This is a genomic window from Enterobacter sp. FUJ80071 (assembly GCF_038739915.1).
GTDB lineage: Bacteria > Pseudomonadota > Gammaproteobacteria > Enterobacterales > Enterobacteriaceae > Enterobacter > Enterobacter kobei.
Genome location: NZ_JBBXKH010000001.1, coordinates 4,011,216 through 4,035,495 on the forward strand (window position 1 = coordinate 4,011,216; position 24,280 = coordinate 4,035,495).

General features: G+C 56.0%; 19 protein-coding genes and 1 riboswitch. Of the genes, 9 read left to right on the forward strand and 10 right to left on the reverse strand.

Annotated features, from left to right (window positions below):
• The first annotated feature begins 382 nt into the window (after positions 1-382).
• Entirely contained in the window at positions 383-2,524 is a 2,142-nt protein-coding gene (locus AAER43_RS19420; protein WP_057057653.1) for a TonB-dependent siderophore receptor, read from the forward strand.
• 83 nt (positions 2,525-2,607) lie between these two features.
• Here the strand turns inward: AAER43_RS19420 and parE are convergent, their stop codons facing one another.
• Genes parE through nudF form a run of 5 tightly spaced genes read right to left on the reverse strand, consistent with a single transcriptional unit; the run spans position 2,608 to position 7,016 of the window.
• A complete protein-coding gene (parE, locus tag AAER43_RS19425) occupies positions 2,608-4,500 on the reverse strand; it encodes a DNA topoisomerase IV subunit B (RefSeq protein ID WP_050861931.1) in 1,893 nt (630 codons plus the stop codon).
• Positions 4,501-4,528: 28 nt separating this feature from the next.
• On the reverse strand, positions 4,529-5,110 hold the full coding sequence (yqiA, locus tag AAER43_RS19430; RefSeq protein ID WP_023331317.1) for an esterase YqiA: 582 nt from the start codon (positions 5,108-5,110) through the stop codon (positions 4,529-4,531).
• Complete coding sequence (cpdA, locus tag AAER43_RS19435; RefSeq protein ID WP_014885258.1) at positions 5,110-5,937, reverse strand: 3',5'-cyclic-AMP phosphodiesterase; 828 nt, start codon at positions 5,935-5,937, stop codon at positions 5,110-5,112. The genes yqiA and cpdA overlap by 1 nt, the downstream gene beginning before the upstream one ends.
• A 27-nt stretch (positions 5,938-5,964) precedes the next feature.
• The gene (locus AAER43_RS19440) at positions 5,965-6,387 is read right to left on the reverse strand and encodes a DUF1249 family protein (RefSeq protein ID WP_003862516.1); all 423 of its coding nucleotides are present in this window, start codon (positions 6,385-6,387) and stop codon (positions 5,965-5,967) included.
• Positions 6,384-7,016, reverse strand: coding sequence for an ADP-ribose diphosphatase (nudF, locus tag AAER43_RS19445; RefSeq protein ID WP_008502974.1), 633 nt, complete (start codon positions 7,014-7,016; stop codon positions 6,384-6,386). The genes AAER43_RS19440 and nudF overlap by 4 nt, the downstream gene beginning before the upstream one ends.
• Positions 7,017-7,214: 198 nt before the next feature.
• On the opposite strand from nudF, the gene tolC reads away from it, so the two are divergent.
• The 3 genes from tolC to AAER43_RS19460 all read left to right on the forward strand — a co-directional run bounded on the left by tolC (position 7,215) and on the right by AAER43_RS19460 (position 10,722).
• Complete coding sequence (gene tolC, locus AAER43_RS19450; protein WP_086527700.1) at positions 7,215-8,699, forward strand: outer membrane channel protein TolC; 1,485 nt, start codon at positions 7,215-7,217, stop codon at positions 8,697-8,699.
• Between the two features lie 194 nt (positions 8,700-8,893).
• Positions 8,894-9,559: a DUF1190 family protein gene (locus AAER43_RS19455; protein ID WP_047027878.1), complete on the forward strand. Its 666-nt coding sequence runs from the start codon at positions 8,894-8,896 to the stop codon at positions 9,557-9,559.
• A 2-nt stretch (positions 9,560-9,561) separates the two neighbouring features.
• A complete protein-coding gene (locus tag AAER43_RS19460) occupies positions 9,562-10,722 on the forward strand; it encodes a glutathionylspermidine synthase family protein (protein ID WP_023337808.1) in 1,161 nt (386 codons plus the stop codon).
• Positions 10,723-10,801: 79 nt separating this feature from the next.
• Here the strand turns inward: AAER43_RS19460 and ygiD are convergent, their stop codons facing one another.
• The gene (gene ygiD / locus AAER43_RS19465; protein ID WP_014885262.1) at positions 10,802-11,590 is read right to left on the reverse strand and encodes a 4,5-DOPA dioxygenase extradiol; all 789 of its coding nucleotides are present in this window, start codon (positions 11,588-11,590) and stop codon (positions 10,802-10,804) included.
• 522 nt (positions 11,591-12,112) lie between these two features.
• Here ygiD and AAER43_RS19470 point away from each other — a divergent pair.
• The 4 genes from AAER43_RS19470 (at position 12,113) to AAER43_RS19485 (ending at position 17,000) form a co-directional block, all read left to right on the forward strand.
• Positions 12,113-12,673 (forward strand): fimbrial protein, encoded by a 561-nt coding sequence (locus tag AAER43_RS19470; RefSeq protein ID WP_014885263.1) that lies wholly within the window; start codon positions 12,113-12,115, stop codon positions 12,671-12,673.
• A gap of 75 nt (positions 12,674-12,748) precedes the next feature.
• On the forward strand, positions 12,749-15,187 hold the full coding sequence (locus AAER43_RS19475; protein WP_050861930.1) for a fimbria/pilus outer membrane usher protein: 2,439 nt from the start codon (positions 12,749-12,751) through the stop codon (positions 15,185-15,187).
• A gap of 6 nt (positions 15,188-15,193) precedes the next feature.
• Entirely contained in the window at positions 15,194-15,955 is a 762-nt protein-coding gene (locus AAER43_RS19480) for a molecular chaperone (RefSeq protein WP_050861929.1), read from the forward strand.
• The gene (locus AAER43_RS19485) at positions 15,939-17,000 is read left to right on the forward strand and encodes a type 1 fimbrial protein (RefSeq protein ID WP_014885266.1); all 1,062 of its coding nucleotides are present in this window, start codon (positions 15,939-15,941) and stop codon (positions 16,998-17,000) included. Before AAER43_RS19480 ends, AAER43_RS19485 begins: the two co-directional genes overlap by 17 nt.
• Positions 17,001-17,044: 44 nt before the next feature.
• On the opposite strand, the gene ribB is transcribed toward AAER43_RS19485, so the two are convergent.
• Entirely contained in the window at positions 17,045-17,698 is a 654-nt protein-coding gene (gene ribB / locus AAER43_RS19490; RefSeq protein ID WP_014885267.1) for a 3,4-dihydroxy-2-butanone-4-phosphate synthase, read from the reverse strand.
• Positions 17,699-17,804: 106 nt separating this feature from the next.
• Positions 17,805-17,955, reverse strand: a riboswitch (FMN riboswitch).
• Positions 17,956-18,074: 119 nt separating this feature from the next.
• Here ribB and ubiK point away from each other — a divergent pair.
• Positions 18,075-18,371, forward strand: coding sequence for a ubiquinone biosynthesis accessory factor UbiK (gene ubiK / locus AAER43_RS19495; protein ID WP_014885268.1), 297 nt, complete (start codon positions 18,075-18,077; stop codon positions 18,369-18,371).
• Positions 18,372-18,473: 102 nt separating this feature from the next.
• Here ubiK and hldE read toward each other — a convergent pair whose 3' ends face one another.
• The 3 genes from hldE to AAER43_RS19510 are packed head-to-tail and all read right to left on the reverse strand — an operon-like array spanning position 18,474 to position 24,123.
• Positions 18,474-19,904: a bifunctional D-glycero-beta-D-manno-heptose-7-phosphate kinase/D-glycero-beta-D-manno-heptose 1-phosphate adenylyltransferase HldE gene (gene hldE, locus AAER43_RS19500; protein WP_023337812.1), complete on the reverse strand. Its 1,431-nt coding sequence runs from the start codon at positions 19,902-19,904 to the stop codon at positions 18,474-18,476.
• Between the two features lie 40 nt (positions 19,905-19,944).
• Positions 19,945-22,800, reverse strand: a complete 2,856-nt coding sequence (glnE, locus tag AAER43_RS19505; RefSeq protein ID WP_047027402.1) for a bifunctional [glutamate--ammonia ligase]-adenylyl-L-tyrosine phosphorylase/[glutamate--ammonia-ligase] adenylyltransferase — start codon at positions 22,798-22,800, stop codon at positions 19,945-19,947.
• Positions 22,801-22,821: 21 nt separating this feature from the next.
• On the reverse strand, positions 22,822-24,123 hold the full coding sequence (locus AAER43_RS19510) for an inorganic triphosphatase (RefSeq protein WP_045268646.1): 1,302 nt from the start codon (positions 24,121-24,123) through the stop codon (positions 22,822-22,824).
• Positions 24,124-24,280: the final 157 nt, after the last annotated feature.

Here is a 24,280-nt window from a genome sequence, read left to right on the forward strand (position 1 = left end):
GAATGCCAACGTAATGAAAAACAGCAATAAATATAAATAAAAATCATTCTCTTTTGAGAGTTTGCCGCCGCGTCATGTAGTAGTCAAGTGAAGAAACACCCTTGAAAAACCAGGGGTAACGGGGCATTGATACGCGATACAAAACACAAATAAGTATATATTTTTCAATCAATTAAATGGTTAACCTTTTGTATTTTCGTCACGTTTCGCCTGTGTAGCCAATTTTCATCTTTTTTCATTTACTACTACATGCCTGCATGATTGAATGATTCTCAATTACATGTTCGATGCCGGTTCTGGCTAACGAGCAGACCATTAAGGGCAATGACTCACACATTCTTCCGTGGAGGTGATTCACGGATATTTCGGGATAACAGATGTAATGGCTACGTTCACACCTTCACTCTCTGGGGTAAAAGGGCGCGCGCTCTTTTCTCTGCTGTTTATCGCACCGCTGGTACAGGCCGCAGACGCTAATACGGCTAAAGACGGCGAAACGCTTACCGTTATCGCCGATCCCACTGCCGTGGCGGAGGCCACCAACGGCTACCAGCCGCTGAACACCTCCACCGCGACGCTGACCACTATGCCCATGCTGGATATCCCGCAGGTGGTGAATACCGTCAGCGATAAAGTGCTTGCGGATCAGCACGCTACCACGCTCGATGAAGCGCTGTATAACGTCAGCAACGTGGTTCAGACCAACACCCTGGGCGGTACGCAGGATGCCTTTGTACGCCGTGGATTTGGCGCGAACCGCGACGGCTCGATCATGACCAACGGTCTGCGTACCGTCCTGCCGCGTAGCTTCAACGCCGCTACCGAACGCGTGGAGGTGCTGAAAGGCCCGGCCTCAACGCTTTATGGCATTCTCGATCCGGGCGGCCTGATTAATGTCGTCACTAAACGCCCGGAGAAAACCTTTGGCGGCGCAATTTCTGCCACCTCCTCCAGCTTTGGCGGCGGCACCGGACAGGTTGACGTGACCGGCCCGATTGACGGGACCCGTCTGGCGTACCGCCTGACAGGGGAGTATCAGGACGAGGACTACTGGCGCAATTTCGGTAACGAACGCAGCACCTTTATCGCCCCCTCCCTGACCTGGTTTGGCGATGATGCCACGGTGACCGTGCTCTATTCCCACCGCGACTATAAAACGCCGTTCGATCGCGGCACGATCTTCGACCTCAACACCAAACAGCCGGTGAACGTCGATCGCAATACCCGTTTTGACGAGCCGTTTAACATCACTGACGGGCAGTCCGATCTCGCTCAGCTTAACGCGGAATACCGCCTTAATAGCCAGTGGACCGCGAAGTTCGACTACAGCTACAGCCAGGATAAATACAGCGATAATCAGGCCCGCGTAATGGCCTACGATGCCAAAACCGGTAACCTCACCCGTCGCGTGGATGCGACCCAGGGCTCAACCCAGCGCATGCACAGCACCCGCGCGGATTTGCAGGGCAACGTGGATATCGCGGGCTTTTACAATGAGATCCTGACCGGCGTGTCGTATGAAAATTACGATCTGCTGCGTACGGACATGATGCGCTGTAAGAACGTCAAAGGTTTCAATATTTACCATCCGGTTTACGGCAAACTCGACAAGTGTACAACCGTCTCCGCCGCTGACAGCGACCAGACGCTGAAGCAGGAGAGTTACTCTGCCTACGCGCAGGATGCCCTGTACCTGACCGATAAATGGATCGCCGTCGCCGGGATGCGCTATCAGTATTACACCCAGTACGCCGGTAAAGGCCGTCCTTTCAACGTTAACACCGACAGTCGCGACGAACAGTGGACGCCAAAGCTGGGGCTGGTTTACAAACTCACGCCGTCCGTTTCGCTGTTTGCTAACTACTCCCAGACGTTTATGCCGCAGTCGTCCATTGCGAGCTATATTGGCGACCTGCCGCCGGAAACGTCGAATGCCTACGAAGTGGGCGCAAAGTTCGACCTGTTCGACGGGGTTACTGCCAACATCGCGCTGTTTGATATTCACAAACGCAACGTGCTGTATACCGAAAGCATTGGGGGCGAAACCATCGCCAAAACCGCGGGCCGCGTGCGTTCTCAGGGCGTAGAGGTGGATCTCGCCGGGTCGCTGACGGAGAACACTAACATTATCGCCAGCTACGGCTATACCGACGCGAAAGTGCTGGAAGACCCGGACTATGCGGGTAAACCGCTGCCAAACGTGCCGCGCCATACCGGTTCCCTGTTCCTGACCTACGATATTCATAATGCGTTTGCCGGGAATACGCTGACCCTCGGCGGCGGCGGGCATGGCGTGAGCCGTCGCTCAGCGACCAACGGTGCGGATTATTATCTGCCGGGCTATTTCGTGGCGGATGCGTTTGCGGCGTACAGGATGAAGCTGCAGTATCCGGTGACGCTGCAGGTCAACGTGAAGAACCTGTTTGATAAGACCTACTACACGTCATCTATCGCGACCAATAATCTGGGCAACCAAATCGGCGATCCGCGTGAAGTGCAGTTTACGGTGAAGATGGAGTTTTGATGTAAAAAAGCCCGGTGGCGCTCACGCTTACCGGGCCTACAATCCATTCCCTCTCCCTGTGGTAGAGGGTTAGGGTGAGGGCATCAGGCCTCAATATCCGCCATATCACCCTTCTCCTGCAGCCAGTTACGTCGGTCTTCCGAACGTTTCTTGGCAAGGAGCATATCCATCATGGCATTCGTTTGCTGTTCGTCTTCGTCGCTGATGGTCAGCTGCACCAGACGGCGCGTATTCGGATCCAGCGTCGTTTCACGCAGCTGCATCGGGTTCATCTCACCCAGCCCTTTAAAGCGCTGGACGTTAGGCTTGCCCTTCTTACGCTTCAGCTGTTCCAGCACGCCCGCCTTCTCTTCTTCCGTCAGTGCGTAATAAACCTCTTTGCCGAGGTCGATACGGTACAGCGGCGGCAGCGCGACGTGGACGTGACCGTTTTTCACCAGCGTGCGGAAGTGCTTCACGAAAAGCGCGCACAGCAGCGTGGCAATGTGCAGACCATCGGAGTCCGCATCCGCGAGGATACAGATCTTGCCGTAACGCAGCTGGCTCAGATCGTCGCTGTCAGGATCGATACCGATCGCTACGGAAATATCATGCACTTCCTGCGAAGCCAGCACTTCATCTGAAGAGACTTCCCAGGTGTTCAGGATCTTACCCTTAAGCGGCATGATCGCCTGATATTCACGATCGCGCGCCTGCTTGGCCGACCCGCCCGCCGAGTCCCCTTCCACGAGGAACAGCTCGGTACGGTTGAGGTCCTGTGCGGTACAGTCCGCCAGCTTGCCCGGCAGCGCAGGGCCGCTGGTCAGCTTTTTACGTACCACTTTCTTCGCCGCACGCAGACGGCGCTGGGCGCTGGAAATCGCCATTTCTGCCAGCATCTCTGCCGCCTGAACGTTCTGGTTCAGCCACAGGGTAAAGGCATCTTTCACCACGCCGGAGACGAATGCCGCACACTGACGTGACGACAGACGCTCTTTGGTCTGGCCGGCAAACTGCGGATCCTGCATCTTCACGGAGAGCACGTAGGCGCAGCGATCCCAGATATCTTCCGCCGACAGCTTCACGCCGCGCGGCAGAATGTTGCGGTATTCGCAGAACTCGCGCATCGCATCCAGCAGGCCCTGACGCAGGCCGTTGACGTGCGTACCGCCGAGCATGGTGGGAATCAGGTTGACGTAGCTTTCCGTCAGCAGCTCGCCGCCTTCCGGCAGCCACAGCAGCGCCCAGTCCACCGCTTCGGTGTCACCGCTAAAGTTACCGACGAACGGTTTTTCCGGCAGCGTCGGCAGGCCGTTTACCGCTTCGCACAGATAGTCATTAAGACCATCGGCGTAGCACCAGCTCTGCTCGGTATTGTTGACGTGATCGGTAAAGGTGATTTCTACGCCGGGACACAGCACCGCTTTCGCTTTCAGCAGGTGCGTCAGGCGAGAAACGGAAAAACGCGGGCTGTCGAAGAAGCTTTCGTCTGGCCAGAAGTGGACGCTGGTACCGGTGTTGCGTTTGCCGCATGTGCCGACAACCTGCAAATCCTGCACCTTTTCGCCGTTTTCAAACGCGATGTTATAGACCTGACCGTCGCGACGGACGTTCACTTCCACCCGTTTGGACAGGGCGTTAACCACGGAGATCCCCACGCCGTGCAAACCGCCGGAGAACTGGTAGTTTTTGTTGGAGAACTTACCGCCCGCGTGCAGACGACACAGGATCAGCTCAACGGCAGGCACGCCCTCTTCCGGGTGGATGTCCACCGGCATGCCGCGCCCGTCGTCGATAACTTCCAGCGACTGATCGGCATGCAGGATGACGTCAACGCGTTTGGCATGACCCGCCAGCGCTTCGTCCACACTGTTATCAATAACTTCCTGGCCCAGGTGGTTTGGGCGCGTTGTATCGGTGTACATCCCCGGGCGGCGGCGAACCGGCTCAAGCCCGGTGAGGACCTCAATGGCATCAGCGTTATAGGTTTGCGTCATGATTTAAACTAGCAATTCGCATTGATTGTCAGTGGCTGTGCAGTCCAAGAAAATCGACAATCTGGGTGAAATGATTCTCAAAGCCCGTGAAAGCATGGTTTCCGCCTTCTTCTATAGTCTGGCGGCAGGATGCGTAATACGCCACTGCCTGGCGGTAATCCAGCACTTCATCACCCGTCTGTTGCAGCAGCCAGATGAGATCCGGCGCTTCAAGCGGGTCGACCTGCATAACTTTGAGATCGTAAATATGGCGTGACTCTAGCACATATTGCTGCCCGGTGTAGGGGTTCTCGTTTTCACCAAGAAAGTCCCTCAGCAGCTCAAATGGCCGTACCGCCGGATTCACCACAACGGCCGGCAGCATAAAGCATTGCGAGAGCCAGGTGGCGTAGTACCCGCCCAGCGATGAGCCGACCACACCAAACGATTCACCGCCGTGTTCAAGCACGATGGATTCGAGCATTTCCGCCGCCTCCGCCGGATAAGGCGGCAGCTGCGGGATAATCATCTCAACATGGGGGTGATGCTCGCTCAGCCACTGGCGAAACTGTGTCGCTTTTGCGGAGCGCGGCGAGCTGTTGAATCCGTGCAGATAAAGGAGCGTAGACATCAATAGCCTTCTGAAGCGGTATCTGGTCGGAATTGTGCGCCTGCCAGACGGCAGACTTCCGTGGTCAGCGTGCCGTCGGCATGCAGTTCCAGCCAGCGCCAGCCTGGCGCGATAGTATCCAGCGTAAAGTTGGCACAGTGCGGTTTAAACTGCACGCAGGTCGACGGCGTCGCCAGCATGCGGCGCCCGTTCCAGTCGAGATCCTGTTCCTGATGAATGTGTCCGCACAGCAGATGTTTCACGCGGGGGAACTTCGTCAGCACGCGATCCAGCGCGGCGGAGTTACGCAGGCTGTGTTGATCGAGCCAGCTGCAGCCCGCCGGGAGCGGATGATGATGCAGCAACAGCAGGGTATGACGTTCAGGTTCGGCAGCCAGTTTGGTCTCCAGCCAGTCGAGTTGAAACTCGCTTAACTCACCGTGCGGGACGCCAAATACCTGGCTGTCCAGCAGCAGGATCTGCCACTTTTCACCCGCAAAAACACACTTCGCCGGAGAAATCCCCGCGTCCTGGAGCGAGCTGTACATCGCGGGCTGGAAATCGTGGTTTCCCGGCAGCCAGACGCAAGGCACGCTAAAGCTCGCGATGCCTTCAGCAAAATGCTGGTAGGCCGCGGAGGATTGGTCCTGCGCCAGATCGCCTGTTGCAACTATCAGATCGCAGTCGCGATGTTCAGCGTGAATGGCGCTAAGTACTGCCTGATAGCTCTCCCAGGTATTCACCCCGAGCAGCGTCTCATGCTTTTCGGCAAAAAGGTGGGTATCGGTGATTTGTAATATCCTGACTGGCGCCCCACCAGCAACAGTCAGGTTCAACAGGCTTTCCAAATGGTGTCCTTAGGTAGGTTTATGACGCTAACAAACCGGAATCGCCATTGCTCCATGTGCTAAACAATATCTTAGCCAGTCGGCTAAAAACTGGTTAATTTGATGCTTTTCGTCGCGTTGATGCAACTTTTTATTCGGGTAATCATACCGCGCCTTGAAGCGAAAGATCTGCTGACTCGAACACACTTCAGCGACCATCGCATCATGATAGAGGCGCACCGTCATTGACGGCAGGCTCCAGTAGCTAATGCTGGGCGCCGTTTGTTCAATTTCGACCAGCGTAGTGTAGCGCGTTGATTCTGTTATCGTTAACCGATACTGCGCATTGCTCACCTGATAGCTTACCGTTTCGCCGGGTGCGTCATTTCTCGGCAGCAGGCGGCGCAATTGTGCGAAATTGGTTTCGCACAGGCGCATCATTTCTGGGAAGTCAGGTGTATAGCGCTTCATTTTTTCCACTCGTTTCGTAATGTCTGATAATGCAGTTGCAGCCATTGCAGGGCAATGACAGACGCTGCGTTGTCGATTTTCCCCTCTTCTACCCACTGATAAGCCTGTTCCCGGCTCACCACATGAACCCGAATATCTTCGTTTTCATCAGCCAGACCGTGGATCCCTTCCGCCGTCGTGGCGTCCACTTCGCCCACCATGATGGACAAGCGCTCGCTGGTGCCCCCCGGGCTCGCCAGATAACTCAACACCGGTTTTGTACGACCAACCACCAGTCCGGCCTCTTCCAGCGCCTCGCGGCGGGCGACGTCTTCAACCGTCTCGCCCTCTTCGATCATCCCGGCCACCATCTCCAGCAGCCACGGGCTCTCACTGACGTCATACGCGGCGATGCGGATCTGCTCCACCAGCACAACTTCGTCACGCACTGGGTCAAAGGGTAGCAAGACAGCCGCATGCCCGCGCTCAAAAATTTCGCGTCTGATTTCGCCGCTCATTTCACCGTTAAACAGGCGATGCCTGAAACGGTAAAGATCCATTGAAAAAAAACCGCTATAAAGCGTTTCTCGTGCAATAATTTCTACATCGTTTTTGGCGAATGTCACGGGCAACTTTTCTGGTTTTTGCATGAGTCGAGTCCTGGTAGCAATGGTGATGAAATTGTGAATTTCAAGGCTGTTTGGCTGCCGTTTGTAAGGCTATATGGTAGATTGGTGCAAATTACCGCCAGATGGCACGTAACGCCAACCTTTTGGTGTGGATGATTCTGTTAGAATCGGCAATTATTTTTTAATTAGATCAGCGCTAATACTGCTTCACAACAAGGAATGCAAATGAAGAAATTGCTCCCCATCCTTATCGGCCTGAGCCTGACGGGCTTCAGTGCAATGAGCCAGGCGGAAAACCTGTTACAGGTCTACCAGCAGGCACGTCTGGGCAACCCTGATTTACGTAAATCAGCGGCCGATCGTGATGCTGCGTTTGAAAAGATTAACGAAGCGCGTAGCCCACTGCTGCCGCAGTTAGGTTTAGGTGCAGATTATACCTACAGCAACGGTTTCCGCGACGCTAACGGCGTTAACTCCAATGCTACCAGCGCCTCACTGCAATTAACACAGACGCTGTTTGATATGTCCAAATGGCGTGCCCTGACCCTGCAGGAAAAGAGCGCGGGTATTCAGGACGTCACCTATCAGACCGATCAGCAGACGCTGATCCTGAACACGGCCACCGCGTATTTCAACGTGCTGAGCGCCATCGACGCGCTCTCCTACACTGAAGCGCAGAAACAGGCGATTTACCGTCAGTTGGATCAAACCACCCAGCGCTTCAACGTGGGTCTGGTGGCGATCACCGACGTACAGAACGCCCGTTCACAGTACGACACCGTGCTGGCTAACGAAGTGACCGCGCGTAACAACCTCGACAACGCGCTGGAAGCGCTGCGTCAGGTCACCGGCAATTACTATCCTGAGCTGGCCTCTCTGAACGTGGACAGCTTTAAGACGGATAAACCGCAGGCGGTTAACGCGCTGCTGAAAGAGGCGGAAAACCGCAACCTGAGCTTGCTGCAGGCGCGTCTGAGCCAGGATCTGGCCCGCGAGCAAATTCGTCAGGCGCAGGACGGTCACCTGCCAACCCTGAGCCTGAGCGCGTCTACCGGCGTCTCTGATACCAGCTACAGCGGCTCTAAAACCAATACGTCACAGTATGACGACAGCAATATGGGCCAGAACAAAGTGGGCCTGAGCTTCTCCCTGCCGCTGTACCAGGGTGGTCAGGTTAACTCGCAGGTGAAACAGGCGCAGTACAACTTTGTTGGCGCGAGCGAGCAGCTGGAAAGCGCGCACCGCAACGTGGTGCAGACCGTTCGCTCTTCCTTCAACAACGTGAACGCCTCTATCAGCAGCATCAATGCCTATAAACAGGCCGTGGTGTCTGCACAGAGCTCCCTGGACGCGATGGAAGCCGGTTACTCCGTGGGTACACGTACGATTGTTGACGTGCTCGACGCGACCACCACGTTGTACAACGCGAAACAGCAGCTCTCCAGCGCACGTTACCAGTACCTGATTAACCAGCTGAACATCAAACAGGCTCTGGGTACGCTGAACGAGCAGGATCTGCAGATGCTGAACAGCACGTTGGGCAAACCGGTTTCAACGTCGCCAGAAAGCGTCGCGCCTGAGAACCCGGATCAGGTTGCCGCCGTTGATAACTTCAACGCTAACGGTAGCACCCCTGCGGCACAGCCAGCCGCCGCGCGTAGCACGGCCCCCGCAAGCAGCGGTTCTAACCCGTTCCGTCATTAAGCATTGCCAGATGGCGCTTCGCTTATCGGGCCTACTTAATCGTAGGCCGGGTAAGCGAAGCGCCACCCGGCGCAAAATCACACCCGAACGTAAGCCAACGTAAAGATCCCCCTGATTCCGCCCCTCTTCGCTTCATTTTCAACCACTCATCCTCTATCCTGAGCGTTATTACCACTGGGTCCTGGAAGACAAATATGAAACGGACAAAAACGATTAATCACGCGTCGTTCCGCAAAAGCTGGAATGCGCGCCACCTCACGCCCGTTGCGCTGGCGGTTACGGCTGTCTTTATGCTGGCAGGCTGTGAGAAAAACGACGAAACGGTTTCGCTGTATCAAAACGCAGATGACTGTTCCGCTGCAACCGGTCAGGCCGCAGAATGTAAGACGGCGTACACCAACGCGCTGAAAGAAGCGGAACGCACTGCGCCGAAGTATGCCTCACGTGAAGACTGTGTGGCGGAGTTTGGTGAAGGCCAGTGCCAGCAGACGCCAGCTCAGGCAGGTATGGCGCCGGAAAATCAGGCGCAGGCGCAGTCCAGCGGCAGCTTCTGGATGCCATTAATGGCAGGTTACATGATGGGCCGCCTGATGGGTGGCGGCGCGGGTTACCAGCAGCAGCCGCTGTTTAGCTCGAAAAACCCGTCCAGCCCGGCCTATGGTCAATATACCGATGCCAGCGGCAAAGGCTACGGCGCAGCAACCCCGGGCCGTACCGTGACCGTTCCGAAAACCGCAATGGCGCCGAAACCTGCGACCACCAACACCATCACTCGCGGTGGGTTTGGTGAGTCTGTGGCGAAACAGACCAGCATGCAGCGCAGTGCGTCAGGCACCTCTAGTCGCTCAATGGGCGGCTGATCATGGAACGAGTCAGTATTACCGAACGCCCGGACTGGCGCGAAAAAGCGACCGAGTACGGGTTTAACTTCCACACCATGTACGGGGAACCGTACTGGTGTGAAGATGCTTACTACAAGCTCACGCTCGCTCAGGTGGAAAAGCTTGAAGACGTGACCGCAGAACTGCACCAGATGTGCCTGAAAGTGGTGGAGAAAGTCATCGACAGCGACGAGCTGATGACCAAATTCCGCATTCCAAAGCACACCTGGAGCTTTGTTCGTCAGTCATGGAAAACAAATCAGCCTTCGCTCTACTCTCGCCTCGATCTGGCATGGGACGGCGTGGGCGAGCCTAAGCTTCTGGAAAACAACGCGGATACGCCAACCTCTCTGTACGAGGCGGCATTCTTCCAGTGGATTTGGCTGGAAGATCAGATGAACGCCGGAAACCTGCCGGCAGGCAGCGACCAGTTCAACAGCCTGCAGGAGAAGCTTATCGCGCGTTTCGCCGAGCTGCGCGAGCAGTTTGGCTTCAACCTGCTGCACCTCGCCTGCTGCCGCGACACGGAAGAAGACCGTGGAACGGTGCAGTATCTGCAGGACTGTGCCGCCGAAGCCGACGTGGCGACTGAATTCCTTTATATCGAAGATATCGGTTTGGGAGAAAAAGGTCAGTTTACGGATATGCAGGATCAGGTGATCAGCAACCTCTTCAAGCTCTATCCGTGGGAATACATGCTGCGCGAAATGTTCTCCACCAAGCTGGAAGATGCGGGCGTGCGCTGGCTGGAGCCGGCATGGAAAAGCATTATCTCTAACAAAGCTCTGCTGCCGATGCTGTGGGAAATGTTCCCGAACCACCCAAACCTGCTGCCAGCGTATTTTGCAGAAGATGATTTCCCGCCGATGGAGAAATACGTCGTTAAGCCGATTTTCTCCCGCGAAGGCGCGAACGTGTCGATTATCGAAAACGGCAAAACGGTGGAAGCGGTTGAAGGACCGTACGGCGAAGAAGGGATGATCGTCCAGGCATTCTATCAACTGCCGAAGTTTGGCGACAGCTATACGCTGATTGGCAGCTGGCTGATTAACGACCAGCCCGCCGGGATTGGCATTCGCGAAGATCGCGCGCTGATCACGCAGGATCTGTCACGGTTCTATCCGCATATTTTTGTGGAGTAAGATCTGCCGGGTGGCGGCTTCGCCTGACCCGGCCTACGGTTTTGTAGGCCCGGTAAGCGTAGCGCCACCGGGCATGTTTTCACCCTACCTGCACCGACAGCATACTCAAACTACCCATCTCAATACCATCGACCGGGAGTGTCACCGGCTCCTGACCATCCCACGCGCCAAGAACGTACAGCAGCGGCAGGAAGTGTTCCGGCGTCGGGTTAGAGAGCGAACCGCCTTCGTGATCCAGATAGTTCACTAACGGGTGCTCTTCACCCGGTCCCTGCCAGGTCAGATTGGCTTTCACGTAATCGTTGAAAGCAGTAGCCCACGGGTACGGCGTATTTTCACCGTGCCAGCGTGCCGTGCGCAGGTTATGCACCACGTTGCCGCTCGCCACCAGCATGATGCCTTCGTCACGCAGCGTCGCCAGCTTACGCCCCATTTCCAGATGCCAGGCTGCCGGTTTGGTGCTGTCGATGCTGAGCTGCACCATCGGGATATCCGCATCAGGATACATTTTAATCAGCACGCCCCACGAGCCGTGGTCAAAACCCCAGGCCTCTTTATCCAGCGCTACAGGAACAGGCGCCAGCAGTTCGACCAGACGTTCTGCCAGTGCAGGCGAGCCCGGTGCCGGATAGTGCGTGTCATAAAGGGCCTGCGGGAAGCCGCCAAAATCATGTATGGTTTTTGGCGTTTCCATGGCGGTCACGCCCGTTCCCCGGGTGAACCAGTGTGCAGATACCACCACAATCGCTTTCGGCCGCGGCAACGTCTCCCCCAGCTGACGCCAGGCGCGGGTATAGACGTTGTCTTCGAGAACATTCATTGGGCTTCCGTGGCCTATAAACAGGGCGGGCATACGGGAAGAAGTCATGATGATATCCTTACAGAAGGTGTTAATTTAATGGTGCTACATTACGCGCAATCTGGCGCAGATGAACGCAGATAAGCATGAAGATCATCATCAGGAAATTTGAACATCCGGAACAACATCAGAAAAAATGAATGTCAGTGATGAGATTGAACCTGATTCAGCGCCAGGCAGCAGGCATCGGCGGTGGCAAACATACTAAAAATTAATAAATTCAATGAAAAAATAGTACTCACTGATAGTCTCTTTTTTTTACACGTATTTTTACATTTATTTATTTCCTGAAAGTCAAATTTTAAATAAGACATTATTATCGCTAATATGACCATTGTTTCACGCGACTGAAAATCCATTTTTCGCTGTTAATCCGATACTAAAGATCACTTCAGATTATATTTTAATGTTGACTACATTTATTTTTAAGAGCAATTAATCGCACTCACTCTTTTTTCACAGGTATAATCTCATGGTAATTTTCTGAAAATTAATATTCAGAGTATGAATTCATTGGAAAAGGATATTTTCATGCATGCAGGTAAAAAAGCACTGTTAGCCGTTGCGATGGCAACAATTGTCTCTGGTTCAGCATTTGCCGCCGATCAGGGCTCCGGGAAAATTAAATTTAAAGGCGTTGTTATTGACGCGCCTTGCAGCATTGCACCAGACAGCGTTGATAAAGAGGTGGATCTCGGTGAAGTGACCACCGCCGTCATCAATGCAAACAAGAAGTCCACCCCCGTTGCGGTAGATATTAACCTGCAGAACTGCGTTCTGTCAGATCCCGACGATGAGACGGCGACGCCAATAACCAAAGTGGAAGTGACGTTCAGCAGCACCGCCACCTACGCATCAGATACCAGCCTTCTGAGCAACACCTATGCAAGCGGTGCTGAAAACGTCGGTGTCCGTCTGCTGGACAACGACGAAGCAAACATCACCCTTGGCTCGGCAAAAACGGTGGATCTGCTGCCTAATTCAGACACCCAGACGCTGCACTTTAAAGCGCGCATGGAAGTGCCAACAGGTACCACTGCCACCGCGGGCCAGGTTGAAGCTAACGCCAACTATGTGCTGATGTATAAATAACGATTAAACATGATCCGTTATACCGACTGGTGATGTTTACCAGTCGGATTTTTTATTTATTCGAGTAACAGAATGATGAAAAATAAATCACAATCGATAATCATCATTACTGCCATCTTGCTTGCGCACGCCGCCTCTGCCACTGAATTTAATATTAATGCTATCGATAGAGATTTACGGTCGGGCATTGATCTTTCTCGCTTTAAAGAAGAGACGTCCGTTACGCCAGGACGTTATTTTGTCACCGTCGCGATCAACGATATTCCACTGGCAAACGGCTGGGAACTGACCTGGAAAGAGGTTGATAACAAAGCCGAAGTCTGTATTCCCGCAGAACTGGCAGACACCTTTGGCCTTCAGGACACTGTTCGTCAGACCCTAACGCTTAAACAGGGCTGCGTGGATTTTACCCCGCAGGCGGATATTAAATTCCGCTTCGAGCAATCAACCCAAACGCTGCACGTCACCGTACCTCAGGCCATGATGCAATTTCGTCCGAACGACTGGATGCCCCCCTCCACCTGGGACAACGGCGTGGCCGGCGTGCTGCTGGACTATAACCTCTTTGCCAGCCATTATCAGCCGCAGGAAGGTAGCAGCACGGATAACGCGAACGCCTACGGAACCGCAGGTGCCAACCTGGGTGCATGGCGTCTACGTAGCGATTATCAGTACAATCAAACGCATGCCGAGAGAGGGTCAACCCATAACGGCCGCTTCTCACGCGTCTATATGTTCCGTCCTTTGCCGACGCTTGGCGCGAAACTGACGCTGGGTGAGACAGACTTTCAGTCCGCTATCTTTGATGCCTTTACCTATACCGGGGCGTCGCTGATCAGCGATGAACGCATGCTACCCTGGTCTCTTCGCGGCTATGCACCGCAAATCGCCGGGATTGCGCAAACTAATGCTACCGTCACGGTGAGTCTCGCTGACCGCGTGATTTATCAAACTAAGGTGCCACCCGGCCCGTTTGTCATTCAGGATTTGAACCAATCCGTCCAGGGCACGCTGGACGTTAAAATTACCGAAGACGACGGCCGCGTGAGCACGTTTCAGGTGTCCGCCGCCTCCGTGCCCTTCCTGACGCGCAAGGGCCAGGTTCGCTACAAATTTGCCGTGGGCAAACCCCGCGAAGATGCATCGCATGCCCTTGAAGACAGTGCCTTTATGAGCGGCGAGTACTCGTGGGGCCTGTTCTCCAACACCTCACTGTACGGCGGCACGCTCGCCGATGGCGATAACTATCGCTCCATCGCAGCGGGCATCGGGCAAAACCTCGCGCTGATCGGGGCCCTCTCCTTCGATGTGACCCAGGCGACCAGCCAGCTCCCGAACAAGCCCTCTCAGACGGGTTACAGCTATCGCTTCAACTACAGCAAACGCTTTGATACCACGGGAAGCCAGCTTACCCTGGCCAGCTACCGCTACTCCGACCCGCAGTTCCTCAGCTACGCACGCTTCCTGGACAGCGAAAATAATGACAGCCAGTCGGAAAAACAGACGTTTAGCATCACGGCCAGCCAGTACATTCCCGCGCTGTCACTCAATCTCTACCTTAGCCTGCTCCGGCAAACCTGGTGGGACGAAGCGCCATCAAATACGGGCAGCCTGACCGCGGGGTATAACTTCGATCTGGGCCGCTGGAAAAACCTTGGCGTTTCGGCATCGTTCAGCAAAACCCACTATCAAGATCGCGAGGACGACAATCAGTTCTACCTGTCTCTCAGCGTGCCGCTGGATCCTGACCATCGCCTCAGCTATGACCTGCGCAACAGCGACAACCTGAGCCAGACCGTCTCGTGGTACGACACCTCTGACAAGAACAACACCTGGGGCGTTTCTGCCGGTACCGAAAGTCAGCAGACCGATGCAGGCGCGCAGTTCAGCGGAAACTACCAGCACTACTCCCCGCTCGGCGATCTCAACGTTTCCGGAAGTTATAAGGCGAATGACTACAGCTCCCTCAGCGCCAGCTGGAATGGGTCCTTCACCGGTACGGCAAAAGGCATGGCCCTGCACCGCCGCAGCTACGGCAACGAACCGCGTGTCATGGTGAGCACGGACGGCATCAGCAATATTCCGCTCAACATGTCGCGGGACCAGACCAACGCCTTCGGGATCGGGGTGCTTCCTTCGTTCTCCAGCTACTCACCGTCGAGCGTGCAGGTCAACCTGAACGATCTCCCCGAAGGCGTAGACGTGGATAACCGCGTCATGACCTCGACCTGGACAGAAGGGGCCATCGGCTATCGCCAGATCGCCACCCGGGCGGGAAATGATGTTCTGGGCATCCTGCGAACCGCATCAGGCATGCCGCCGCTGGGCGCGCGCGTCCAGATGGCGGATAGCGGTAAAGACGTGGGTATCGTCGCCGACGAGGGCCATGTCTGGCTGGGTGCCGTACAGCCCGAGCAGCAATTCCTGGTAACCTGGGGCGACGCCAGCCAGTGTCGCTTCACGCTACCTTCACACCTCACTAACCTTTCGCAGCTTATGCTGCCGTGTCAGTAAATTATGATGAAACTCACTCCACTGAAAAGCCTGTGCCTGATGTTGATCGGTACAGCATTCGCCAGCCAGGCGGCCATTAATCTGGATCGTACCCGCATCGTCTTTCCCGAAACCGACAAGGCCAGCAGCCTGAAGGTCGATAACCAGAGCAAAACGCTCCCCTATCTTGCGCTCTCCTGGATCGAAGACGAAAACGGTCGTAAGGAAGACAGCCACTTTATGGCGCTTCCTCCGATCCAGCGCATTGAGCCCGGATCGTCATCCCAGGTCAGGATCGTGAAGCAGGCGGCCACCAGCGCGCTGCCAAAAGATCGGGAATCGCTCTTCTACTTCAACCTGCGCGAAGTGCCACCAAAAAGCGCCAGCCTCGACGATGATCGCAGCGTCATGCAGGTCGCCATGCAGAGCCGTATCAAGCTGTTCTGGCGCCCGAGGGCTATCGTGAAAAAAGCAGGCGATCGTTCTGAAATGCGCATGGAGGTGACGGCAACGGCAAAAGGGCTGACAATTCATAACCCTACACCTTATTACCTCACCCTCGCCTGGCTAAGCAAAAAGGGTAAAGCCATGCTGTCCGGCTTTGACAGCCTGATGCTGGCACCCTTTACTAGCGCCTCTGTCACCACCGGTGGCTATCACGGCAGCTATTACAGCATTGGTTATATCGACGATTACGGCGCACTGCGAAAGCTTGACGCGACCTGTCAGGGGACGTCGACCTGCCAACTTAAGGATGCGAAGGCCACAAGCGATGCGAAAGCTCACTAATGTTTTGATCGCGATGCTGCTGGCGCTGCTGCCCTTAAAAGCCGCGCTGGCGCTCGATTGCTATCTGGGCGCTCAGGGCGGCCCGGTGGAAGAGACAAAAACGATCAGTCCGTTCGCGATCCCCAGCAATGCACAGGTGGGGCAAAAGATCTGGGAATCTGACGACATTAAAATCCCGGTCACCTGTAACCACGATGTGGCCGGCAGCTTCGAAAAAGAGGACGTCTATGCCTGGGTCAACCCCTATCCAGCCGCTTCCGACCCTTACTACGAGCTGGGGGTTACCTATGAAGGCATGGATTATGACGCGACGGGGCAGCCAAACGGCGTAGATACCCGCCAGTGCCTTGATAATAACAACATCACCATGTACACCCCGGAACAAATTAAGCAAATGGGGTGGGAGAACCGGCTATGCTCAGGCAATGCCAATGATATTCACACCACGCGCACGTTCATTGCCCGACTGCGCCTTTACGTTCGTATAAAGGCCGTTCCGCCGCACGGCTACAAAAGTTCGCTGGGGGACTACGTCGTGGTGCAGTTTGACGGAAAAGGCGGGGTTAACCAGATGGCCGATGCAAAAAACCTCAAGTACCACATTAACGGGTTAGAAAACATTACCGTCCTCGACTGCGGCGCAACCTTCAGTATTTATCCTGAGAACCAGGAGATTGATTTCGGTACCTTCAGTGCGCGCGACATCGTGAATCAGCAAACGCGCAACCGCACCTTTACGGTTAAAACCACGAAAGTGCAGGACGCCCAGTGTTCAGATGGCTTTAAAATGGACTCATCGTTTTACACGACGGAGTCGCTCTCCGAAAACGACACTGCCCTGTTGATTGGAAATGGCTTAAAGCTACGTATCCTCAATGGAACCCAGCCTTATACCTTCAACCACTACGAAGAGTATGCGGATTTCACCGGGAGTACGTTGAACTATGAACAAACCTATACCGCGGAGCTCTCCCCCGACGCGGGAAAAGCCATTCAGTCAGGTCCGTTCGAAACGGTGGTGCTGTTTAAAATTAACTACCACTAGCCACAAAAAAGCCGGGTTTCCCCGGCTTTTTCACATCAGCGGTTTCAGCTGGCTTTGCGCTCGTGCGCCTGGCGGTACTCCACCAGATCTTCAATCGTGACTACCGGCATGTTGTGCAGACGCGCAAAGGTAATGCACTCCGGCGCGCGCGCCATGGTGCCATCATCGTTGGTCAATTCACACAGCACGCCAGCAGGTTTAAAGCCTGCCAGGGTCACCAGATCGATAGTTGCTTCGGTATGACCACCACGGGTCAGCACGCCGCCCGGCTGCGCACGCAGCGGGAAGACGTGGCCAGGACGGTGCAGATCGGAGGGTTTCGCCCCATCCGCAATGGCTGCACGCACGGTGGTCAAACGGTCAGCCGCCGACACACCAGTGGTCACGCCATGTGCAGCTTCAATGGTCACGGTAAAACCGGTCCCGAAGGCGCTGGTGTTGTTTTCAACCATCATTGGCAGATCAAGCTGCTGGCGGCGTTCTTCGTTGATACACAGGCATACGATGCCGCTACCGTGACGGATGGTCAGCGCCATCTGCTCAACGGTCATGTTTTCGGCAGCGAAAATCATGTCGCCTTCGTTTTCACGGTTTTCATCGTCAAGCACCATCACACCGCGGCCTTCGCGCAGTGCATCCAGTGCATGTTCAACACGTTGAATTGAAGTGCCAAAAGAGGAAAGTAGCGTCTGATTCATGGTAAAAAAACCTCATTAACATTATGGTTACCAGAATCAGGGCAGTCTTAGGAGCGCCGAACAAGCGGCAAAAAGATAACGTGAGCGGGCCCATGCCCGACTGGATCGTTACTCTCTCCCATCCGGACTCTAACCGTCGGCCCCGGAATTACACCGGATCTGCTGACCTTTGAGTAGTCACCCAAAGCGCTCGCGGGCTTTCAGCGTGAAGCTGATTTACCGCCGGTGGGGAATTTCGCCCCGCCCTGAGAATAAGCGAGATAACTATAACGCTATTGATTATGCTGGGCAATGCATAAGCATCAAACAATTTTGTTTACCCCGGGCATGACGCGCTACAATGGACACTGACACCTTTCCATCAAGGGAAACGACAATGATTGACCCAAAGAAAATTGAGCAAATTGCGCGTCAGGTTCATGAATCCATGCCAAAAGGCATTCGTGAATTTGGTGATGACGTTGAGAAGAAAATCCGCCAGACGCTGCAGGCGCAGTTGGTTCGCCTTGATTTAGTTAGCCGCGAAGAGTTCGACGTGCAGACGCAGGTTCTGCTGCGCACCCGCGAGAAGCTGGCGCTGCTGGAACAGCGTCTGAGCGAGCTGGAAAACCGTCATGCACCGGAAGAAGTGAAGCCGGCACCGGCGATTCCACCGGTGGATGATCAGGCATAAGTGCGGCCTGTTGTGCCCGGTGGCGCTTCGCTTACCGGGCCTACATGATCGCGGCGCAGCCGCCACGCGACAGTAAAAAAACGGGCCAACTGGCCCGTTTTTTTACTGACTGTCTTTCTGGATCTTCCTGATGATGTTGGTGGTTGAACATCCGTCCTCAAAGTTGAGCACCATCACTTCGCCACCGTTGGCCCAGACCTCTTCGCTACCTGCGATTTGCTCCGGCTTGTAATCACCGCCTTTGACCAGCAGGTCCGGCAGAATGCCAGCAATCAGGCGCTGCGGGGTATCTTCTTCAAACGACACCACCCAGTCCACCGCTTCCAGCGCGCCGAGCACAATCATGCGCTGCTCCAGCGGGTTCACCGGACGTGTTTCGCCTTTCAGACGTTTGGTCGACGCATCGCTGTTGACCGCCACAATCAGACGATCGCCCAGCTTGCGCGCATTCGCCAGATAAGAGACGTGACCCGCATGAAGAATGTCGAACACGCCGTTGGTCATCACCACTTTCTCGCCGCGTTTACGCGCAGCGGCAACAGCCACTTTCAGCTCGTCTTCGGTCATGACGCCAAAACCGGTGTCGGCACGCCCGCGCACCGCGTTTTCCAGCTCGATAGGGGAAACGGTTGAGGTCCCGAGTTTGCCGACGACCACACCCGCCGCAGCGTTCGCGAAGTAGCAGGCCTCTTCCAGGGAGTTACCCGCTGCCAGCGTCGCCGCCAGCACGCCGATCACCGTATCACCGGCACCGGTCACGTCGTACACTTCCTGCGCCTGGGTTGGCATATGTAGCGGCGCTTTGCCCGGCTGCAGCAGCGTCATCCCCTGCTCGGAGCGGGTCACCAGCAGCGCAGACAGCTCGAAGTCAGCAATGATCTTCATGCCGCGTTCAACCAGTTCTTCTTCGGTTTTGCACTTGCCCGCCACCGCTTCGAACTCAGAGAGGTTTGGCGTCAGCAGCGTCGCGCCGCGATAGCGCTCAAAATCGGTGCCTTTCGGGTCAATCAGCACCGGCACGTTAGCCTTACGCGCCAGCTGAATCATCGTCTGCACGCTCGCCAGCGCACCTTTAGCGTAGTCGGAAAGCACCAGCGCACCGATATTACCCAGCGCCTGGTTAATGCGCTCGTGCAGCGGCTCAGGATCAACGCCTTCAAACCCTTCTTCAAAGTCGAGGCGGATCAGCTGCTGGTTGCGCGACAGCACGCGCAGCTTGGTAATCGTTGGGTGGGTCGGAACAGAAACGAAGTCGCACTTCACGTTCACGTCCGCCAGCGACTTGCTCAGCGCACGCGCCGCATCGTCGATGCCGGTCAGGCCAACCAGACGCGACTGTGCTCCCAGGGAGGCAATGTTCATCGCCACGTTTGCCGCGCCGCCGGGACGCTCTTCAATGGTATCGACCTTAACCACCGGTACCGGTGCTTCCGGAGAGATACGGCTGGTTGGTCCATACCAGTAGCGATCCAGCATCACATCCCCGACAACCATTACTCCAGCACGTTCAAACTCTGGCAGTGTTACTTTCATTCCTGACTCCAGAAAGATTCACAATTTGCGCGCGATAATATCACACTTGATTTGTTACGCACGGCTCCACCAGCCATTTCTGCCAGCTTGCCGTCACCTGGGCGCGCTCTGCGGCAAAACAGTCCAGCGCGACATGCCCCGGCTGCTCCTGCAACGCCAGGTGATGAAGTTCATCGCGCAGCGTGGTGTAGGCGCGGGTTAAGGCCTGCGCCTCTTGCTCGTCCATAATGTCGTTTTGCGCCAGCAGTTCCAGAATACGCACGTTATCCGACCAGCGCGTCAGCTTCGGCTTATCGTGTGCGTGCAGCAGCACCAGATACTGAGTGATAAATTCAATATCGGTAATACCACCCTCGTCGGCTTTAATATCAAAGCGATCGCGATGCTTATTGCCCAGATGCGCGCGCATTTTCTCGCGCATCTCGCGCACCTCAGTCTGCAACGTACTGCCCTCGCGCGGGGTGGTCATGACCGCCTTGCGAATCGCATCGAACTGCGCGTGCAGCTGCGGATCGCCATAGACCACGCGGGCGCGCACCAGCGCCTGATGCTCCCACGTCCAGGCTTCGTTTTTCTGATAATCGGCGAAGGATTCCGTTGAGGTCACCAGCATGCCCGCCGCGCCGGACGGGCGCAGGCGCGCATCCACTTCATACAGAATGCCGGACGAAGTGCGGGTGCTGAACAGGTGCATAATGCGCTGGGCCAGGCGCAGATAGAACTGACGCCCGTCGATTTCGCGCTCGCCGTCGGTCATCACGTCCACCGGGCAATCATGCAGGAAGATCAAATCCAGATCGGAACTGTATCCCAGCTCCCAGCCGCCGAGCTTGCCGTAACCCACCACCGCGAAGCCGCGCCCTTCTCGATCGGCCAGATGTTTTGGCTGACCGTAGCGGGCTACCATCTGCCCCCACGCCTGATGGACAACCGCGTCAATAATCGCTTCCGCAAGCCAGGTTAAGTGATCGCTCACTTTCATCACCGGCAGCGTTCCGGCAATATCGGCCGCCGCCACGCGCAGCATCTGTGCCTGTTTAAACTGGCGCAGCGCCTCCAGCTGTTGCTCTTCGTCCTCTTCAGGCACGCGCAGCAAATACTGGCGCAGCTCGTCACGATACGCATCCGTCGCCGTCGGCTGATAGAGCGTGTTCGGGTCGAGCAGTTCGTCCAGCAGCAGCGGGTAACGCGCCAGCTTGTTCGCCACCATCGGCGACGCGGCGCAGAGCGTTATCAGGTGCTTCAGCGCGCCCGGAAACTCGCTCAGTAGCTCAAGATAGGTGGTACGCGTGATAATCCCGCTCAGCAGCGGCATCATGCGCGACAGCGGCACCGGCGCGTCTTCTCGCGAGCAGACCTCGCTCAGCAGGTGCGGCATCAGATGATCCAGCACCTGACGACCGCGCGGCCCGATGGCGCGTTTGTTCAGTTCGAGACGGAAATCGGCAATTAAGGCCACCACACGATGGCGGGCATCATCGCTTAAGTGCGTCAGCACCGGCGTGGTGTCATCTTCCTGGAGCGCATCCTGCCACAGCTCGCGCCAGTGCTCGGAGAGCGCATCATCCGGGGATTCACTTTCATCGTCGCCAATCAGATCGTTAAAGATGCGGCGCACGCCTGCCATGTGTGCGTCCAGCGTTTCGGTCAGTGCCGCCCAGTCGTCCGCCCCCATACCCCAGGCCAGACGCGCCCGGTTCAGCTCATCGCCCGGCAATGTCTGCGTCTGCTCGTCATTGATGCTTTGCAGCAAATTTTCCAGACGGCGCAGGAAAAGATAGGCTTCGCGCAGGGTTTGCGCGTCGCCGTCCGGCAGCAGGTGCAGTTGCTCAATGGCGCTCAGCGTCGGCAGAAGCGAGCGCGACTGCAGCGACGGCTCTCGCCCGCCGCGAATGAGCTGGAAGACCTGAACGATAAATTCAATTTCACGAATGCCGCCCGCGCCGAGCTTAATATTGTCCTTCAGCCCACGGCGGCGGACCTCGCGGGCAATCATCCCTTTCATATTACGCAGGGACTGGATCACGCTAAAATCAATGTAGCGGCGGAAAACGAACGGGCGCAGCATGGCGCGAAGTTCGTTAGCATAAGCGTCGTCGCTGTCGCCCATGATCCGCGCTTTGACCATTGCGTAACGCTCCCAGTCGCGCCCCTGTTCCTGGTAATAATCCTCCAGCGCGGCAAAGCTCAGCACCAGTGGACCGCTGTCGCCAAACGGGCGCAGGCGCATGTCCACGCGGTAGACAAAGCCGTCCTGCGTCGGCTGGTCCAGTGCCTTGATCAGACGCTGGCCGAGGCGGGTAAAGAACTGGGCGTTGTCCAGCTCGCGGCGCCCGCCGCGCGTCGAGCCGTTTTCCGGCCAGGCAAAAATCAGGTCGATATCTGAGGAGAAGTTCAGCTCGCAACCGCCCAGCTTCCCCATCCCCAGAATCAACAGCGGCTGCGGAACCCCTTCTTCACTGCACGGCGTGCCCCACTCTTTACAGCAGGCGGCGTAGAGCCAGTCTCGCGCGGCGATGATCAGCGTTTGCGCCAGCTCGCTCAACTGCTGCAACGTACTCTCTTCGCTCACCAGCGCCAGCGACTGCGCCCAGGCAATGCGTACCATCACCCGGCGGCGGAACTGACGCAGAACGCGCATCAGCGTCGCTTCATCAGCCACATCTGCCAGCGCGGCTTGCAGCCAGCTGGCATACTGCCGCCACTCGTTCGCCTGCGGCGGTGCGCTCTCCAGCTCTGCCAGCCAGTCCGGGTTGGCACTCACACTTTCCTGAACAAAATCACTGAACGTGAGCACGCTTTTGGCCTGCTCACTTAACGATGACGCCGGTAAAGACTCGGGCAGACGCTCGCAAACGGTCTGCCAGTGCTGCTGTAACTGCGAAGAAAGCGGCATATCAGGGGTTCCTTGCCAGAATTAACGTTTTCCGCTGTGCAGCCAGTACGGATCCTGCGAAATGGCCTCGTTGCGGAAATGCTCGATCTCAATCTGCTGACGGGTTTCAATGGCATGCTTGAGCCCCTGCCAGTTTTCCAGCCAGGCCTGCGCCTTCACGCCCTCATACGCCCCCGACAGCAGCAACATGCTGTCGATATTACGCGCCAGACGGGGAAGCTGATCGCCGTACTGGTCACCCAGCGGATGTGCGAAGGTCGTTCTCAGTTCGGCAGCGTGACGGGAAAGATGGATATCCGCGAAGCGTTTAAAATTATCCGCGATTTTGGTCTGCGCTTTTGCATCCAGGAAGCTGCGCCAGCCGCGCGTCACCAGAAACTCGGTCAGCGCCAGTTTTGCCGCGGCGTTTTGCGGGCTGTAGATCACCGTTTGCGCGGAGACATCGGAATGCATCAGCGTTTCAGTTTGGGTCAGCAGGTCACGTAAGTGAGCACTTGCTTTACGCGGTACGATACCGCCAAACAGTGCCAGGGCATGACGCACCAGCCCAATGGCGGCCAGCACCTGTTTGCTGGCATTTTTCACGTTACGCGCCCAGAGTTCCTCATGGTACTGCCATTGAGAGAGGGCCAGCTCCAGCGCCGCTTCCATGCCCTGTTCAATGCTGGCCTTCGGAACAACACGCAGAATCGGGGTCTCTTTCAGCAGGCGTGGCGCATTCCCGGCCGCCAAATGGTAACCGCGCGCCGCTTTACTCAGGCTGCCCTGACGTAAACCCGGCTGGCTCACCAGCTTGCGCGCCAGTTTCAGCACGTCGCTGGCATCCCCTTCCAGCAGTTCCAGCTCCAGCTCGCAAATAGGCTCCTGGCACTCACCCGCCTTCACTTCGCCTAAATCCAGCGCGATTTCAATGCGGCTCTTACCTTCCGTCACCAGCCATTTCTCACGGCAAAAATCGGTGCTGAACAGCGGCTGTACCTGCTCTGCCAGCGTGGCAGGCCGTTCACCTTCCGGCCAGACCTCCGCCGGGAAACGATCCAGCTCAAGTTCTGGCTTACTGATGTCGATATTGTATTCCGGGCGCTGGTGCAAACCGCCGACCACGCGGCCGGCGATTTTCATCGTCATCTCGTAGCGCCCGTTTGCGCCGCGGATGCGCAGCCCCATATCGTGGCTACGCAGCCAGTTATCCGGCGTTTCGTAGTAGATGTTGAGCAACTGTACGGGTTCATGGTGCTCGCCGGAGAGCGTATGCAGATGCTGGCGGAGCGCGTCAACGCTGTCTTTTTCGACGATAAATTTTAATTCGATTTCCTGAGCCATAGCCTTGTACTTTTGCGGGCGTCACAGACGCGTCAATGAGGGCGAACTTCCTCGCCATTTGTTTGTCAGTACATAGTATTTTGCGCCAAATTGCCATGCAATGAGCAATTTGACGGGCGTAAATGTGTAGAGTCGTGACACAGATGATTCTGATTGC

What these genes read in the sequence shown, in the direction of transcription:
- yqiA (WP_023331317.1), bottom strand. Translation starts at nt 5,110, where the DNA reads ATGTCTACGCTCCTTTATCTGCACGGATTCAACAGCTCGCCGCGCTCC.
- AAER43_RS19455 (WP_047027878.1), top strand. Translation starts at nt 8,894, where the DNA reads ATGAAACGGACAAAAACGATTAATCACGCGTCGTTCCGCAAAAGCTGG.
- glnE (WP_047027402.1), bottom strand. Translation starts at nt 22,800, where the DNA reads ATGCCGCTTTCTTCGCAGTTACAGCAGCACTGGCAGACCGTTTGCGAG.
- hldE (WP_023337812.1), bottom strand. Translation starts at nt 19,904, where the DNA reads ATGAAAGTAACACTGCCAGAGTTTGAACGTGCTGGAGTAATGGTTGTC.
- AAER43_RS19470 (WP_014885263.1), top strand. Translation starts at nt 12,113, where the DNA reads ATGCATGCAGGTAAAAAAGCACTGTTAGCCGTTGCGATGGCAACAATT.
- ubiK (WP_014885268.1), top strand. Translation starts at nt 18,075, where the DNA reads ATGATTGACCCAAAGAAAATTGAGCAAATTGCGCGTCAGGTTCATGAA.
- AAER43_RS19420 (WP_057057653.1), top strand. Translation starts at nt 383, where the DNA reads ATGGCTACGTTCACACCTTCACTCTCTGGGGTAAAAGGGCGCGCGCTC.
- parE (WP_050861931.1), bottom strand. Translation starts at nt 4,500, where the DNA reads ATGACGCAAACCTATAACGCTGATGCCATTGAGGTCCTCACCGGGCTT.
- AAER43_RS19440 (WP_003862516.1), bottom strand. Translation starts at nt 6,387, where the DNA reads ATGAAGCGCTATACACCTGACTTCCCAGAAATGATGCGCCTGTGCGAA.
- nudF (WP_008502974.1), bottom strand. Translation starts at nt 7,016, where the DNA reads ATGCAAAAACCAGAAAAGTTGCCCGTGACATTCGCCAAAAACGATGTA.
- ribB (WP_014885267.1), bottom strand. Translation starts at nt 17,698, where the DNA reads ATGAATCAGACGCTACTTTCCTCTTTTGGCACTTCAATTCAACGTGTT.
- AAER43_RS19475 (WP_050861930.1), top strand. Translation starts at nt 12,749, where the DNA reads ATGAAAAATAAATCACAATCGATAATCATCATTACTGCCATCTTGCTT.
- AAER43_RS19480 (WP_050861929.1), top strand. Translation starts at nt 15,194, where the DNA reads ATGAAACTCACTCCACTGAAAAGCCTGTGCCTGATGTTGATCGGTACA.
- AAER43_RS19460 (WP_023337808.1), top strand. Translation starts at nt 9,562, where the DNA reads ATGGAACGAGTCAGTATTACCGAACGCCCGGACTGGCGCGAAAAAGCG.
- AAER43_RS19485 (WP_014885266.1), top strand. Translation starts at nt 15,939, where the DNA reads ATGCGAAAGCTCACTAATGTTTTGATCGCGATGCTGCTGGCGCTGCTG.
- ygiD (WP_014885262.1), bottom strand. Translation starts at nt 11,590, where the DNA reads ATGACTTCTTCCCGTATGCCCGCCCTGTTTATAGGCCACGGAAGCCCA.
- AAER43_RS19510 (WP_045268646.1), bottom strand. Translation starts at nt 24,123, where the DNA reads ATGGCTCAGGAAATCGAATTAAAATTTATCGTCGAAAAAGACAGCGTT.
- tolC (WP_086527700.1), top strand. Translation starts at nt 7,215, where the DNA reads ATGCAAATGAAGAAATTGCTCCCCATCCTTATCGGCCTGAGCCTGACG.